Genomic DNA, 14,070 nt, shown 5'->3' with positions numbered 1-14,070 from the left:
GAAGTGACTCCGCGCGGGGTTGGCAACATATAGTCGGGGGATGGAACAGCGCATCTTAGGCAAGACCGGACGGAACGTTTCAGTCGTGGGACTGGGAACCTGGCAGCTCGGCGCGGACTGGGGCAACGTTGACCCGGCCCAGGCGCAGGCCATCCTCGCCGCCTCGGCGGAGGCCGGCGTGACCTTCTTCGACACCGCTGACGTCTACGGGGACGGCCGCAGCGAGCAGGCCATCGGAGCGTTCCTCGCCGACAACCCGGGCACGGGCATCACGGTGGCCACGAAGATGGGCCGCAGGCTGGAGCAGCGCCCGGAAAACTACAACCTGGCAAACTTCCGCGAATGGGTGGACCGGTCGCGCCGCAACCTTCGCACCGACGCCCTGGACCTGGTCCAACTGCATTGCCCGCCCACCGCCGTGTACAGCCGGGCCGAGGTGTACGACGCCCTGGACACCCTCGTCGCCGAGGGGGCCATTCGGAACTACGGCGTCAGCGTGGAGCGGACCGACGAGGCCCTCGAAGCCCTGCGGCACGAGGGCACGGCGTCCGTGCAGATCATCCTGAACGCCTTCCGGCTCAAGCCGCTGGAGGAGGTTCTTCCCGCCGCAAAGGCCGCCGGGGTGGGCATCATCGCCCGGGTTCCGCTCGCCTCCGGCCTGCTGTCCGGGAAGTACACCAAGGACACCACGTTCGCCGAAAACGACCACCGCAACTACAACCGCGCCGGGAACGCCTTCGACGTCGGAGAGACCTTCTCCGGGGTGGACTACGAGCTGGGGCTCAAAGCCGTGGCCGAGTTCGAACAGCTGGTACCGGAGGGCTCCGGAACCGCGCAGGCGGCCATCGCGTGGGTCGCCGCGCAGGACGGCGTCACGTCGGTCATTCCCGGTGCCCGATCCGTGGAGCAGGCGAGGGCCAATGCAGCCGCGGGCGGCACAGTACTCAGCCCGGAGTTCGACGAAGGCGTGCGCTGGATCTACGACCACTACTTCCGCGAGGCTGTCCACCCCCGCTGGTAACAGCAACGCGGGCGAAGGGGAGGCGGGCGCATGACCTCATCGTCGATCGAAGACTTCACTGACCGGCTCGCCGCCGTCGAAACCGGGCCGGGGTGCACCAACTTCTTCGACCACTCGGTTCCCGCCAATGCCCTGCGCCGGCAAAACCTCTTGGTCTATCTCAGCGACATGCTGGACCGGGCCCCGAAGGTGCTGCTGGTGGGGGAGGCGCCGGGCTTCCGGGGCATGCGGATCACGGGTGTTCCCTTCACCAACCGCCCCATGTTCGAGGGGGCAGCCAATCCCTTCGGGCTTTTCGGGACAGGAAAAGGGTATGTGCTGCCGCCAGAGGCCGCCGGCGTCGCCGCCGAACCGACGGCCACGGTGATGTGGGAAGTCCTGGCCGAGCTCGGCTTCCTCCCTTTGCTGTGGAGTGCCTGCCCTTGGCATACGCATGTGCCGGGACAGCCGCTGTCCAACCGCACGCCCACACCCGCGGAAGCGGCGCTGGGCACCCCGTTCTGGCAGGCCCTGAGAGGGATCTTTCCCATCGAAACCGTGGTGGCCGTGGGGAACGTTGCATACACCAGCCTCCGCCGCGGCGGCGTGGATGTGCCGAAAATCAGGCATCCGGCCCATGGCGGGAGGGTCCGCTTCAAGCAGGGACTGCAGGAGCTTCTAGCGGCGGGGAACTTTCAGTGACTGCCCGCCGCGCCGCCCTCGCCCGTCGCTGAACTAGCCGAGCAGGTGCAGCTGGTCCGGGGTGTCGAGGTCTTCGCCGCGGGACTGGTCGGAGCAGTCCACCAGGTCGACCAGCTCCGGGTGGGCCTGCAGGAAAAACCGGGCACCGACGTCCCCGCCCGCCGACGCCGCAGCTTCCGCGCGCAGCGTTGCGTCGAGCAGCAGCGGATGGCCGCGCCGGAGCTGCCCGGAAGCATCGGCGTAGGCGGCGGTAGTCACCCTGCCCGGCCGGTGTTCCCGCAACAGCCGGGCGACAGTTTCCGCGGTCAGCCCGGGCTGGTCCACGAGCGCCACCAGCACATGGTCTTCCGGGGGTGCGCGGTCCAGCCCCGTCTGGAACGAACTGCCCATTCCGCCGGTCCACTCCCGGTTCTCCACCACAGTGTGACGGGCCAGGTCAGTCCGCCCCCGGACGTCCCCGGCGCCCGCGCCGAGCACCACCACAACCCCCCGGCAGCCGCCGTCGACCAGCATGTCCGCCAGGACCTCCACGAGGGTGCGTCCCCGGAACGGAAGCAGCGCCTTCGGGCCGCGGCCCAGGCGGGTGCCGGCACCCGCCGCCAGCAGCACGCCCGTGGCCTGGGGAAGGGGGGAGGCGGTCATGGAATCAGCCTAGGCCATGCCGCACCGGGCGCCCGGACCGGGGCGTTTGGTCTGGGTGCAGCCGGATACTACCCGGTAGTAGGGGTGGTTCGTCCAGTGAATGGCGGCTAACGTCGGATATGTCGTGTTGGCAATTGGGGGTCGTAATGGCGGCTGCAACGGTGCAGCTGTCGGAAGGAGCATCTATGGCAGGCACATTCGTAATCGAGACGGCGGGCGCAGGGCAATTCCGGTTCAGGCTGACAGCCGATGACGGAACCGTGGTTGCGGTTTCGCCCAGCTTTCCCAACATCAAGGCAGTCGCCGCGGGGATCACGGCAGTCCGGGAAAGCGCAGCCACCGGGTTCGTTGTTGACGGCAGGACGTCCCTGACCTAATCCAGAGAAGCGCGACGGCGGCCCCCACCACCAGGTGAGGGCCGCCGTCGGTTTTTTAATTCTTAGGAGTCGCCGCCGGCTCCTCCCGTTGTTCCCGCCGTGACGTCCAGGAGTTTGTAGCGGTCCATGGCGTACGACGGCGCGTCCTCCTGCACCTCGCCCCTCGCCGCGAGCAGCTGGAGGGTTTTGACGACGATGGAGTGGGTGTCGTTTTTGAAGTAGCGGCGGGCGGCGGCGCGGGTGTCGGAGAAGCCGAAGCCGTCGGCGCCGAGGGTGGCGAACTCGTTTGGGATGAACTGCCGGATCTGGTCCGGGACGGCTTTCATGTAGTCCGAGACCGCGATGACGGGTCCCTGTGCACCGGCGAGCTGCTTGGTGACGAAGGGTTCGCGGGCGGCCTGGCCGGGGTTGAGGAAGGCTTCTTCCTCGGCGGCGAGGCCGTCGCGGCGCAGTTCGTTCCAGGACGTGACGGACCAGACGTCGGCGGAGACGCCCCAGTCTTCGGCGAGGATCCGCTGGGCTTCGAGGGCCCAGGGGACGGAGACGCCGGAGGCGAGGATCTGGCTCTTGGGGCCTTCGGTGCTGGAGGCGGCGAGCTTGTAGATGCCCTTGAGGACGCCTTCGACGTCGAGGTTCTCCGGTTCGGCGGGCTGGGTGATGGGCTCGTTGTAGACCGTGAGGTAGTACATCACGTTTTTATCGGATGCAGTTCCGGTTCCGGTTCCGTTTTCGCCGCTTGCGGCGACCCCGTACATGCGTTCGAGGCCGTCGCGGACGATGTGGCCCATTTCGTAGCCGTAGGCGGGGTCGTAGGTGACCACGGCGGGGTTGGTGGAGGCCAGCAGCGGGGAGTGTCCGTCGGCGTGCTGGAGGCCTTCGCCGGTGAGGGTGGTCCGTCCTGCGGTGGCGCCGATGATGAAGCCGCGGGTCATCTGGTCGGCGGCGGCCCAGAAGGCGTCGCCGGTGCGCTGGAAGCCGAACATGGAGTAGAACACGTAGACCGGGACCAGGGGCACGCCGTGGGTGGCGTAGGCGGTGCCGGCGGCGGTGAAGGCTGCGACGGCGCCGGCTTCGTTGATGCCGGGGTGGATCAGCTGGCCCTGGGCGGATTCCTTGTAGGCCAGGACCAGGTCCCGGTCCACGGACAGGTAGTTCTGGCCGCCCGGGTTGTAGATCTTCGCGGTCGGGAAGAACGCGTCCATGCCGAAGGTCCGCGACTCGTCCGGCACGATCGGCACAATCCGGTGCCCGAACTTCTTGTCGCGGAGCAGGTCCTTGAGCAGACGGACGAACGACATGGTGGTGGCGGCCTGCTGCTTGCCTGATCCGCGCTTGGCGACGTCGAACGTTTTGGGGTCCGGCAGTTCAACGGCTGCATGGTTGGGACGGCGCTCGGGCGTGTAGCCACCGAGTGCCGCGCGGCGTTCAAGGAGGTAGGCAATCTCAGGAGCGTCCGGACCGGGGTGGAAATACGGAGGCCGGTACGGATCCTCTTCGAGCCGGGCGTCGGAAATAGGAATTCTCAGGTAATCCCTGAATTCCTTGAGGTCGTCGAGGGTGAGTTTTTTCATCTGGTGGGTGGCGTTGCGGCCTTCGAAGTGCGGGCCCAGGCCGTAGCCCTTGACCGTTTTGGCCAGGATCACGGTGGGTTTGCCCTTGAATTCGGTCGCTGCCTTGTACGCGGCGTAGACCTTGCGGTAGTCGTGCCCGCCGCGCTTGAGGTTCCAGATCTCGTCATCGGAGAGGTCAGCGACGAGGTCCTTGGTCTGCGGGGTTTTCCCGAAGAAGTGTTCGCGGACGAACCCGCCGGATTCGGCCTTGTAGGTCTGGTAGTCCCCGTCCGGGGTTTCGTTCATGATCTTCACCAGCGACCCGTCAGTATCGCGGGTGAGCAGGTCATCCCATTCCCGGCCCCAAACGACCTTGATCACGTTCCAGCCCGCGCCGCGGAAGAACGCCTCGAGTTCCTGCATGATCTTGCCGTTGCCGCGCACCGGCCCGTCCAGGCGCTGGAGGTTGCAGTTGATCACGAAGTTCAGGTTGTCCAGGTTCTCGTTCGCGGCGAGCTGGAGCAGGCCGCGGGACTCGGGCTCGTCCATTTCCCCGTCGCCCAGGAACGCCCAGACCTGCTGGTCGGCGGTGTCTTTCAGGCCCCGGTTGTGCAGGTACCGGTTGGACTGGGCCTGGTAGATCGCGTTCATCGGGCCGATGCCCATCGACACGGTCGGGAATTCCCAGAAGTGCGGCATCAGGCGCGGGTGCGGGTAGGAGGACAGCGCGTGGCCTTCCTTGGACTTTTCCTGCCGGAACCCGTCCAGGTCCTCCTCCGAGAGCCGGCCTTCCATGAACGCGCGGGCGTACATGCCCGGGGACGCGTGGCCCTGGAAGAACACCTGGTCCCCGCCGCCGGGGTGGTCCTTGCCGCGGAAGAAGTGGTTGAACCCGACCTCGTACAGGGTCGCCGCGCCGGCGTAGGTGGAGATGTGCCCGCCCACCCCGATCTCGGGCCGCTGCGCCCGGTGCACCATGACCGCGGCGTTCCAGCGCATGTACGCCCGGTACCGGCGCTCGAACTCCTCGTTACCCGGGAACTGCGCTTCCTGGTCCACCGGGATCGTGTTCACGTAATCCGTGGTGGTCACCATCGGAACCCCGACGCTCTGCGCGCCGGCACGCTGCAGGAGACTGCGCATGATGTATTGGGCACGCTCCGTGCCCTGTTCCCTGATCAGCGCATCCAGGGACTCAACCCACTCCGCGGTCTCTTCCGGATCACGATCAGGCAGCTGGTTAGTCAACCCGCTGAGGATATGGGAGGTATCTTCTCCTGCAGCCACGGCAGCCTCGTTTCATCTTTGAATGTTGGGCTCATGTTTTCGTATTGTGAGAAAACATTCTTGCTGTTCGAGATTATCCGCCGTGCAGGATGACCGTCAAACGGGACCATGCGGGATAGTGCACTCCAGCCCTGCGAGCGGCCCGCCCCGCGGATTGTGACCACGCTCAGAGGGTGCACATCTTGACTGGGGGTGATGTGGGTCATACGCTTATTTCACTATTCAACAAGTTTATTTCGCGATGTGGAATAACAGCAGTGATCGTCCGACGAGTGATCGTCCGATCGAGGGCTCACCACCGCGAAAATCCCAGAAACTGGAGATCCAGATGCACACGACTCCACCAGTCGGCGTCGAACCGGCTCCCGCTCCGACAGCGCCGCCGGGCCAGCCCGTTCACCAGACCGCGGCCACCGACGCCCTGTGCGACGCGGCCAGCGCCGCAGCCGGCCGCGACATCAGCCCCAGCCTCTACAACGCCGACCTCGCACCGACCAAGCGGCAAGGGCGCCGCTGGACGGGGTACAGCATCTTCACCCTCTGGGCGAACGACGTGCACAGCCTCGGGAATTACGCGTTCGCCGTCGGACTCTTTTCCCTTGGCCTCGGGGGCTGGCAGATCCTGACGGCGCTGGCCATCGGGGCGGCCCTCCTCTTCGTCCTGCTCAGCTTCTCCGGTTTCATGGGCCAGAAAACGGGCGTTCCGTTTCCCGTCATGAGCCGCATCAGTTTCGGCATCCGCGGTGCTCAGCTCGCCAGCCTGCTGCGCGGCGCGGTTGCGGTCGCGTGGTTCGGCATCCAGACGTTCCTCGCCTCGGTGGTGCTCCGCGTCATGCTGGTGGCCATGGTTCCGTCCCTTCATGACCTGGACGCCAACTCCATCCTCGGCCTCTCCACGCTGGGTTGGATCTCCTTCGTGGGGCTGTGGATTGTCCAGCTGGTGATCGTCAGCTTCGGCATGGAGATGATCCGCAAGTACGAGGCCTTCGCCGGTCCGGTCATCCTGCTGACGATGGTACTGCTTGCTGTCTGGGTCTTCACCGAGGCGCACGGCTCCATCCAGTGGACCGGCATCCGGGGCCTCGAGGGCGGCGAGATGTGGCGGACCATTTTCGCCGGGGGCGCCCTCTGGGTCTCCATCTACGGAACGTTCGTCCTGAACTTCTGCGACTTCACCCGCTCTGCCGTGTCCAAGAAGTCCATCGTGCGCGGCAACTTCTGGGGCATCCCGATCAACATGCTCCTCTTCGGCGCCATCGTGGTGGTCCTCGCCGGCGGACAGTACAAGATCAACGGCACCATCATCGAAACGCCGTCGGACATCGTCCAGAGCATCCCCAACACCCTGTTCCTGGTGCTGGCCTGCCTCGCGATCCTCATCCTGACCATCGCGGTCAACCTCATGGCCAACTTCGTTGCCCCCGTGTATGCCCTCACCAACCTCTTCCCCAAGCGGCTCAACTTCCGCCGGGCAGCCTGGGTGAGCGGCACCATCGGCCTGGTCATCCTGCCGTGGAACCTCTACAACAACCCCCTCGTGATCGTCTACTTCCTGGGCGGGCTGGGCGCACTGCTCGGACCCCTGTTCGGCGTGGTCATGGCCGACTACTGGCTGCTCCGCCGCGGAAAGGTCAACGTCCCCGAGCTCTACACCGAGAACCCGTCCGGAGCCTACTTCTACAAGCGGGGCGTCAACCCGCGGGCCATTATCGCGCTGGTGCCGGCAGCCGTCCTGGCCATTCTCGTCGCCTTCCTCCCTGCCCTCGAGGCCGCCGCACCGTTTGCCTGGTTCTTCGGCGCTGGCGTCGGTGCAGTCAGCTACTACGTGATCGCCGACCGCAGGCAGCGCTTTGAGGACGTCGACGGCGAGGCCATCGCCGTCGCCAGCACCCACTAAGAGCCACCCAACGCCACCCACCCAGGAGGAACCATGCGCATACTCGTTGCGAACGTCAACACCACACAGTCCATGACCGACTCCATCGCCGCCCAGGCACGCGGCATCGCGGCGCCCGGCACCGAGATTGTCGGGATCACGCCGCGCTTCGGGGCCGACTCCTGCGAAGGCAACTTTGAGAGCTACCTGGCCGCGATCGCCGTGATGGACCGGGTGGTCCACTACCCCGAACCCTTCGACGCCGTCATCCAGGCCGGCTACGGCGAGCACGGCCGGGAGGGGCTGCAGGAGTTGCTGGACGTGCCCGTCGTCGACATCACCGAGGCGGCGGCCAGCACGGCCATGTTCCTGGGCCACAAATACTCCGTGGTGACCACCCTGGACCGCGCTGTGCCGCTCATCGAGGACAGGCTGAAGCTGGCCGGCCTCGATGCGCGCTGTGCTTCGGTGCGGGCCAGCGGGATGGCCGTGCTGGAACTGGAGGCGGAACCGGAGCGGGCGGTCGAGGCCATCATCAGCGAGGCGTTGCTCGCGGTCCGGGAGGACCACGCCGAGGTGATCGTGCTGGGCTGCGGCGGCATGGCGGGCCTGGATGAACAGATCCGGCAGCGCGCCGGAGTTCCCGTCGTCGACGGCGTTGCGGCCGCCGTGACCATCGCGGAGTCCCTGGTCCGGATGCAGCTCTCCACGTCCAAGGTGCGGACGTACGCCACGCCGCGGCCCAAGACCGTCATAGGCTGGCCGCTGGCGGCGAATGACGTTCCCGCCACCGTCTAACGTTCCAGCAACCGCACAGGTTCCGCCAACTCCAGGAGAAGCAGCATGACCGTTCCACCGACTACGGGACGGGTCGCCGTCGTGACCGGTGCCGGTTCCGGCATTGGACGGGCAGTTGCCCGGCAAATGCTGGCGGACGGTTACCGGGTGGCCCTGGCGGGCCGGCGCGAGCAGCAGCTCCTGGAAACAGCGGACGGGCATCCGGACGCGCTTGCGGTGCCGTGCGATGTCACCGTGCCCGACGACGTCGAACGCCTTTTCGCCGCCGTCCTCAGGCGCTGGGGCCGGGTGGACGTCCTGTTCAACAACGCCGGCATCTTCGGCCCGGCGGCGTCGGTGGATGAGATCAGCCTGGCGGATTGGGAGGCCACCGTGGCCGTGAACCTGACCGGCTCGGTGCTGTGTGCCGGGGCGGCCGTCCGGGCGATGAAGGCGCAGTCGCCGCAGGGCGGGCGGATCATCAACAACGGCTCCATCTCGGCGCACTCACCCCGGCCGCGGACCGTTGCCTACGCCGTCACCAAGCACGCCATGACGGGGCTGACCAAAAGCATCGAGCTCGACGGCCGGGAGTTCGGGATCACCTGCGGGCAGATCGACATCGGCAACACCGCCACGGAAATCATGGACACCATCGGGGTTGGTTCGGGGGCGCTCCAGGCCGACGGAAGCCGCAGGGTGGAACCGATGTTCCCGGTGGAGGACGCTGCCCGGGCAGTGCTGATGATGGCTGGGATGCCGCCGTCGGCCAGCGTGGGCTCGGTAGTCATTACGGCCGCGGGGATGCCCTTCATAGGCCGCGGCTGACCCCTTCTCGCTTCCTTCCGAGATTTTGTCCACATTATCGCGACTTGCACGCCCCTCCGTGGCCAGGGCGTGGGTGGACCTTGGCTCCTTCCTGCCCATCGACGACCCTCCGTCCTGCCCATCCACGACCTGTGGTGGCGGACAAAAACTCGATTGTGACCGCCCAATTTAGTTCCGCATCGTGAAAACTGAATTTCCTCTTGCGGAATTGTGTGACCGGGGTTACGTTGGAAACAGACCCCGATCCGGGGCAGTTCCCAATTGATAGGTACAGATCAATGAAGATCCCAGATTCCTCGGCGCTGAAGGCGAGTTCGGCGCCGTCGAAGAAGAAGCCGCTCTATAGGTCGCTCTTCTTCCAAATTCTGATCGCCGTCGTGGCAGGTGTTCTCATAGGGCATTTCTGGCCGGACCTAGGCGCTCAACTGAGGCCGCTCGGTGACGGCTTCATCCAGCTCATCAAAATGATCATCGCGCCGCTGATCTTCCTCGTGATCGTCACGGGAATATCGGCCGTCGGCGACGTCAAGGCGGTCGGAAGGGTAGGAGTCAAGGCTCTTCTCTACTTCACAGCGGCCACACTTTTCGCCCTGGTCTTCGGCCTGATTGTCGGCAACGTCGTCCAGCCCGGAGCGGGCCTGAACATCGATCCGAGCACCCTCTCCCGGGAGGCCCTCGACGCCAAGACCGGCCACGCCGTGCCGAAGGACGCAGCGGCCTTCATCCTGGACGTCATCCCCACCAGCGTCATCGGGGCCTTCGCCAATAACAGCCTGCTGCAGGTCCTCTTCTTCTCCGTGTTCTTCGGCGCCGCCATCGTCGTCATCGGCCGCGAGCGTTGCCTGCCGGTCGTCAGCCTCATGGAGACCGTCCTCGAGCTCGTCTTCAAGATCATGTCCTGGATCATGAAGGTTGCGCCGATCGGTGCCTTCGGCGCGATGGCCTTCATCATCGGCCAATACGGGCTGGACACCCTCGGCACTTACGCGATGCTGATCGCCGCCTGCTACGGAGCCGCGGTGGTGTTCATCGGCCTCCTGTTCCTGGTGGCCTGGAGCTTCGCCCGGGTTCCGCTGTGGCAGTTCCTCAAGTACACCCGCGAGGAATTCCTGCTGGCCCTCGGCACCGCGTCCACGGAGGCCGTGATGCCGCGCATCATGACCAAGCTGACAAACGCCGGATGCTCCCGGGCAACCACCGGCCTGGTGGTCCCCACGGGCTACTCGTTCAACCTGGACGGGGCGGCGATTTACCTGTCCATCTCCCTGCTGTTCCTCGCCCAGGCCTTCGGCCACCACCTGGACCTCGGCCAGCAGCTCGCGGCCCTCGGCGTCCTGCTGCTGACTTCAAAGGGCATGGCCGGCGTTCCCGGCTCGTCCTTCCTGGCGCTGTCCGCCACCGCGGCCGCGCTAGGAATCTTCCCGGTGGCTGGCGTCGCCCTGCTCCTCGGGGCCGACCGGCTCATGGACTCCATGCGCGTGGTAGTCAACCTGCTGGGCAACTGCGTGGCGACCTTCGTGGTCTCCAAGTGGGAGGGCCAGTTCGACCGCAGCGTCATGGTCCGGGCGTTCCGCGGCGAGATCACCAACCACGATTCCGCCGTCATGCTGGGTGTGGAGGAGGACTTCCAGGAGCAGGAACTGGAGCGGATCAGCGGGGGCGGGCAGGCATCGCCCAAGTTCCGCGGCGGCCCGAACCCGGGTGAAATGCCCGAGTTCCAGATGAGCAGGCCGTCCGCCGCCATCAACCACGAATAGCGCCACAGAACAGAGGCAGGATCCCGCCCGGGCTCAGCAGTTCAGAGACCTGGGCGGGATCCTGCTGCGTTGGGGCGCCTACAGCGGGAGCAGGGCCGACAGGTCCGCCCGCAGGCCCGACGCGGCCACGCGTCCAGCTCCGACGGCGTCGGCCCAGCTCAGCCGGCCGGTCACCATCGCCAGCCAGGTGGCGGCGTCGCACTCAATGACGTTCGGGGGAGTGCCACGTGTGTGCCGCGGACCCTCCACACACTGGGTGACGCCGAACGGCGGCACCCGCACCTCCACCGAATTCCCCGGCGCCCGGGCGGTGACCTCCTCGAGGGAGTAACGGACCGCCGTCGCAATCACCGAACGGGGAACCGCCGGCGCGCCGGGTGCGGCCGGAGCAGCGTCCGACGGCGGGACGGCACCTGCCGCCCATTCGTTCAGTGCCGCTTGACCGTCGGCCGGGTCGATTCTGCGGCGCGCAACTGCCACCGGTGCCTCCTTGAAAAGCTAAAAGTACGTTAGTCCAGCAGTGCCGAGACGGCGTGGCCCAGGCGGATCTTGCCCACGGGACGGCCGCCGCCGAGGACCGGCTCCACCACCTTCTCGAGCACGCTGGACACACCCGGGATGTCGACGGCTCCGCAGGCTGCCAGCAGGGTCAGCCCCACCAGGGAGGTGGCCCGCAGGTTGCCGTCGAGCACCTTGAGGGCCACGGAAACTCCCTGGGACGTGGCCATGACCAGGAGGCCCTCAGCGCCGATCTTGGCGATGACGTCCAGCTCCTCCATGACGATCGTGTTCGCCTCGCCTCTGCCCTGGACCGCCCACGGGTAGTCCAGCATGGAAGTTGCGATGGTGGCGGCGCGGGCGTTGGCGGATTTGTCGGAGGGGGCCTTGGCGAGCAGGGAGTAGGCGCGGGCCAGGCCGGTCAGCGAGATGGCCGCAACGGGTGCGCCGCAGCCGTCGATGCCCAGGTGCGCGATCTGTTCGCCGGAATACTCCTCGATCACGGTGCGGATGCGCTGCTGCAGCGGGTGGTTGGGTTCCAGGTAGCTGTGCGTGTCCCAGCCGTTTTCGGTGCAGGCCCACAGGAAAGCCGCATGCTTCCCCGAACAGTTGAAGGCCAGCCGGGATTTTCCCCGCTCAGACTGCGTCAGCCAGGTCCGTGCCGTCTCGTCCTGCGGCCACGCGGCGGGGCACTGCAGCTGGTCCTCCTTGACGCCCGCAGCCTTGAGCATGCCCTCGACGACGTCCATGTGGTCGAGCGATCCCGTGTGGCTGGCGCAGGCGAGGGCCACCTGGGCGCCGCGCAGGGGAACGCCGGACTGCATCGCCGCCAGCGCCTGCAGGGGCTTGAGCGTGGACCGGGCCAGTATGGGGGTGGAGATGTCGCCAAGCTGGGTGACCACGTGGCCGTCAGCGGCGAGCACCACGGCCGCCCCGATATGGCGGGACTCCACGAATCCGCTTCGTTCAACCACGGCGAGTTCGACGGCGGAATCCACAGTGAACGTGGCGTGCGAATTTAGGGCCATGGCCCCAGTCTATGGTGCGGCAGGGGCATTCCCCGGGAGCCGTCCGGGGCGGCTGGCCGGATACAACGCGCAGCCATTGCGCCGCTGAACCGGCTACTCAACCGTGACCATGACGGACTGCCAGCCGGAAGCACCGTCAGGCACGGGATCGGCGCGCTTCTCCGTCTGCAGTTCGCCGGTCCCGTCCGTGGCGCGCACCTTGACGTAGTGCGCGCCCGGCTTGGCATCCCAGTCGAAGGACCATTGGCGCCACGTGTCCACGGAAGCCTCGTCGGAGAGCACGGCCCCAGCCCAGTCGCCACCGTCGATCTGCACCTCGACCTTGGTGATTCCCCGGGTCTGCGCCCACGCTGTACCGCCGATGGCCACCCGCCCGGCCGGGACCACCGCGAAGGATCTGGGCACCTCCACCCGGGCCATCGTCTTGATGGGACCGCGCTCTGACCAGCCGCGCTGGGTCCAGTAGGCCTTGCTGTCGGCGAAGCGGGTCACCTCCAGATCCACCACCCACTTCGTGGCGGACACAAACCCGTACAGTCCTGGAACCACCATGCGGACGGGGTAGCCGTGTTCCAGCGGCAGCGGTTCGCCGTTCATACCGATGGCGAGCATGGCGTCGCGCCCGTCCTGCAGGACCTCCAGCGGCGTGGAGGCGCTGAATCCGTCGATCGAGGTGGAGAGGACCATGTCCGCGCCGGCGGTGGGCCTGGCCCGCTTGAGCACCTCGCGGATGGGCAGTCCCAGCCACTTGGCGTTGCCGGCGAGGTTGCCGCCCACCGGATTCGAGACACAGGTAAGGGTCACATGGGACTCGATCAGGTCGGCGTCGAGCAGGTCCTGGAAGGTGACGCGGACCTCTTCCTCCACGAGCCCGTGCACGCGCAGTTCCCACTCCTCAGCCTTAATCTCCGGAACGCTGAGGGCAGTGTCAATCCGGTAGAAGTCATTGCTGGGCGTCAGCCACGGCGTCACGCCGGGCGTGGCCGACGCCACTCCGGCGGGCACGGCGGCTGCGGGCCGGGCGGGAGCTGGCAGCCGGAGGGACCCCCTGGCCTGCGCCACGTTGCTGCGCGCGGCGCTGAGCAGCCGGCCGCCGGTGGCGGCGATGCCCGCGGCGGCGGCCGTGATGCCGGTGGCCGCGAAGAAGGCCCGCCGGGACGTGGCCGGCCGCTCCGGGGGCTTGGCCGCGACATCCGCCGGAGAATCCGGAAAGGCCCGCAGCCGCCACAGCCGTGACACCAGCAGCCGCAGTACGGCCAGCCCGGCCGCGGCTCCCACCAGCGAGGGCAGGGCGTCCAGAGGCCTGACGCCCGCGCGGGTCACCACGCTGGCCACAATCACCGCGCCCATGAACAGCACTCCGGCAGCCCCCAGCGCCCATCTCCGGTACGCCACCACGCCGAGCACGCACGCCAGCACGAAAATCGTCAGGCCCATGCCGGCGAAGAGGGCTGCCTTGTCATTGGTGCCGAACGTCGCAATCGCGAAGTCCTTCAGCCACGGCGGCGTGAAGTCGATGAACGTCGAGCCCAGGGCAATGAGGGGAGTGGCGCGGGCCGTAAAGAACGCCCCCAACAGTTCGGCAACGGAAAGAACGACGGCGGCGGCGGCCACCCCGGCGAGGGCCGCCAGTGCGGCTGGTCCCCTGAACCATCCCATGAGCTTCTTCATGACCGTGGTTCGTAGCTGCCGGCTGCACGGATTGTCCGCCGGTCACAACTCGGGCCCTGTCACAACTGAGGCCCGGT

The 14,070-nt window shown here is 66.9% G+C and carries 12 protein-coding genes; 7 read left to right on the top strand and 5 right to left on the bottom strand.

All coding sequences use genetic code 11. The features are described from left to right. The first annotated feature begins 40 nt into the window (after positions 1 to 40). Positions 41 to 1,021: an aldo/keto reductase gene (locus QFZ23_RS20375; protein ID WP_306925757.1), complete on the top strand. Its 981-nt coding sequence runs from the start codon at positions 41 to 43 to the stop codon at positions 1,019 to 1,021. A 30-nt stretch (positions 1,022 to 1,051) separates the two neighbouring features. Next, positions 1,052 to 1,702 (top strand): uracil-DNA glycosylase, encoded by a 651-nt coding sequence (locus QFZ23_RS20370; protein WP_306925755.1) that lies wholly within the window; start codon positions 1,052 to 1,054, stop codon positions 1,700 to 1,702. Between the two features lie 33 nt (positions 1,703 to 1,735). Here the strand turns inward: QFZ23_RS20370 and nboR are convergent, their stop codons facing one another. Further along, positions 1,736 to 2,344, bottom strand: coding sequence for a nicotine blue oxidoreductase (gene nboR, locus QFZ23_RS20365; protein WP_306925753.1), 609 nt, complete (start codon positions 2,342 to 2,344; stop codon positions 1,736 to 1,738). Between the two features lie 185 nt (positions 2,345 to 2,529). Between nboR and QFZ23_RS20360 the strand changes: the two genes are divergently transcribed. Beyond that, a complete protein-coding gene (locus QFZ23_RS20360; protein ID WP_306925751.1) occupies positions 2,530 to 2,721 on the top strand; it encodes a YegP family protein in 192 nt (63 codons plus the stop codon). A 62-nt stretch (positions 2,722 to 2,783) separates the two neighbouring features. Here the strand turns inward: QFZ23_RS20360 and aceE are convergent, their stop codons facing one another. Further along, a complete protein-coding gene (gene aceE, locus QFZ23_RS20355) occupies positions 2,784 to 5,558 on the bottom strand; it encodes a pyruvate dehydrogenase (acetyl-transferring), homodimeric type (protein ID WP_306925749.1) in 2,775 nt (924 codons plus the stop codon). 328 nt (positions 5,559 to 5,886) lie between these two features. Here aceE and QFZ23_RS20350 point away from each other — a divergent pair, with 328 nt between their 5' ends. The 4 genes from QFZ23_RS20350 (at position 5,887) to QFZ23_RS20335 (ending at position 10,796) form a co-directional block, all read left to right on the top strand. Continuing rightward, complete coding sequence (locus tag QFZ23_RS20350) at positions 5,887 to 7,455, top strand: NCS1 family nucleobase:cation symporter-1 (RefSeq protein ID WP_306925747.1); 1,569 nt, start codon at positions 5,887 to 5,889, stop codon at positions 7,453 to 7,455. 33 nt (positions 7,456 to 7,488) lie between these two features. Further along, positions 7,489 to 8,232: an aspartate/glutamate racemase family protein gene (locus QFZ23_RS20345; protein WP_306925745.1), complete on the top strand. Its 744-nt coding sequence runs from the start codon at positions 7,489 to 7,491 to the stop codon at positions 8,230 to 8,232. Between the two features lie 45 nt (positions 8,233 to 8,277). Further along, positions 8,278 to 9,039 (top strand): SDR family oxidoreductase, encoded by a 762-nt coding sequence (locus QFZ23_RS20340; RefSeq protein ID WP_306925743.1) that lies wholly within the window; start codon positions 8,278 to 8,280, stop codon positions 9,037 to 9,039. Between the two features lie 278 nt (positions 9,040 to 9,317). Beyond that, entirely contained in the window at positions 9,318 to 10,796 is a 1,479-nt protein-coding gene (locus tag QFZ23_RS20335) for a cation:dicarboxylate symporter family transporter (RefSeq protein WP_306925742.1), read from the top strand. 78 nt (positions 10,797 to 10,874) lie between these two features. Here QFZ23_RS20335 and QFZ23_RS20330 read toward each other — a convergent pair whose 3' ends face one another. From QFZ23_RS20330 to QFZ23_RS20320, 3 genes are all read right to left on the bottom strand, one after another. Continuing rightward, a complete protein-coding gene (locus tag QFZ23_RS20330; protein WP_306925741.1) occupies positions 10,875 to 11,276 on the bottom strand; it encodes a sterol carrier family protein in 402 nt (133 codons plus the stop codon). A gap of 29 nt (positions 11,277 to 11,305) precedes the next feature. Beyond that, complete coding sequence (locus QFZ23_RS20325; protein WP_306925739.1) at positions 11,306 to 12,322, bottom strand: asparaginase; 1,017 nt, start codon at positions 12,320 to 12,322, stop codon at positions 11,306 to 11,308. Between the two features lie 93 nt (positions 12,323 to 12,415). Continuing rightward, on the bottom strand, positions 12,416 to 13,993 hold the full coding sequence (locus tag QFZ23_RS20320) for a molybdopterin-dependent oxidoreductase (RefSeq protein WP_306925737.1): 1,578 nt from the start codon (positions 13,991 to 13,993) through the stop codon (positions 12,416 to 12,418). Positions 13,994 to 14,070 lie beyond the last annotated feature (77 nt).

It is taken from the genome of Arthrobacter globiformis (genome assembly GCF_030818015.1).
GTDB classification, from domain to species: domain Bacteria; phylum Actinomycetota; class Actinomycetes; order Actinomycetales; family Micrococcaceae; genus Arthrobacter; species Arthrobacter globiformis_C.
The sequence above is the reverse complement of the archived record's forward strand: the minus strand, read 5'-3'. Positions and strand labels throughout refer to the sequence as shown.

What these genes read in the sequence shown, in the direction of transcription:
- QFZ23_RS20325 (WP_306925739.1), bottom strand. Translation starts at nt 12,322, where the DNA reads ATGGCCCTAAATTCGCACGCCACGTTCACTGTGGATTCCGCCGTCGAA.
- QFZ23_RS20360 (WP_306925751.1), top strand. Translation starts at nt 2,530, where the DNA reads ATGGCAGGCACATTCGTAATCGAGACGGCGGGCGCAGGGCAATTCCGG.
- QFZ23_RS20350 (WP_306925747.1), top strand. Translation starts at nt 5,887, where the DNA reads ATGCACACGACTCCACCAGTCGGCGTCGAACCGGCTCCCGCTCCGACA.
- QFZ23_RS20320 (WP_306925737.1), bottom strand. Translation starts at nt 13,993, where the DNA reads ATGAAGAAGCTCATGGGATGGTTCAGGGGACCAGCCGCACTGGCGGCC.
- QFZ23_RS20345 (WP_306925745.1), top strand. Translation starts at nt 7,489, where the DNA reads ATGCGCATACTCGTTGCGAACGTCAACACCACACAGTCCATGACCGAC.
- nboR (WP_306925753.1), bottom strand. Translation starts at nt 2,344, where the DNA reads ATGACCGCCTCCCCCCTTCCCCAGGCCACGGGCGTGCTGCTGGCGGCG.
- QFZ23_RS20370 (WP_306925755.1), top strand. Translation starts at nt 1,052, where the DNA reads ATGACCTCATCGTCGATCGAAGACTTCACTGACCGGCTCGCCGCCGTC.
- QFZ23_RS20335 (WP_306925742.1), top strand. Translation starts at nt 9,318, where the DNA reads ATGAAGATCCCAGATTCCTCGGCGCTGAAGGCGAGTTCGGCGCCGTCG.
- QFZ23_RS20375 (WP_306925757.1), top strand. Translation starts at nt 41, where the DNA reads ATGGAACAGCGCATCTTAGGCAAGACCGGACGGAACGTTTCAGTCGTG.
- QFZ23_RS20340 (WP_306925743.1), top strand. Translation starts at nt 8,278, where the DNA reads ATGACCGTTCCACCGACTACGGGACGGGTCGCCGTCGTGACCGGTGCC.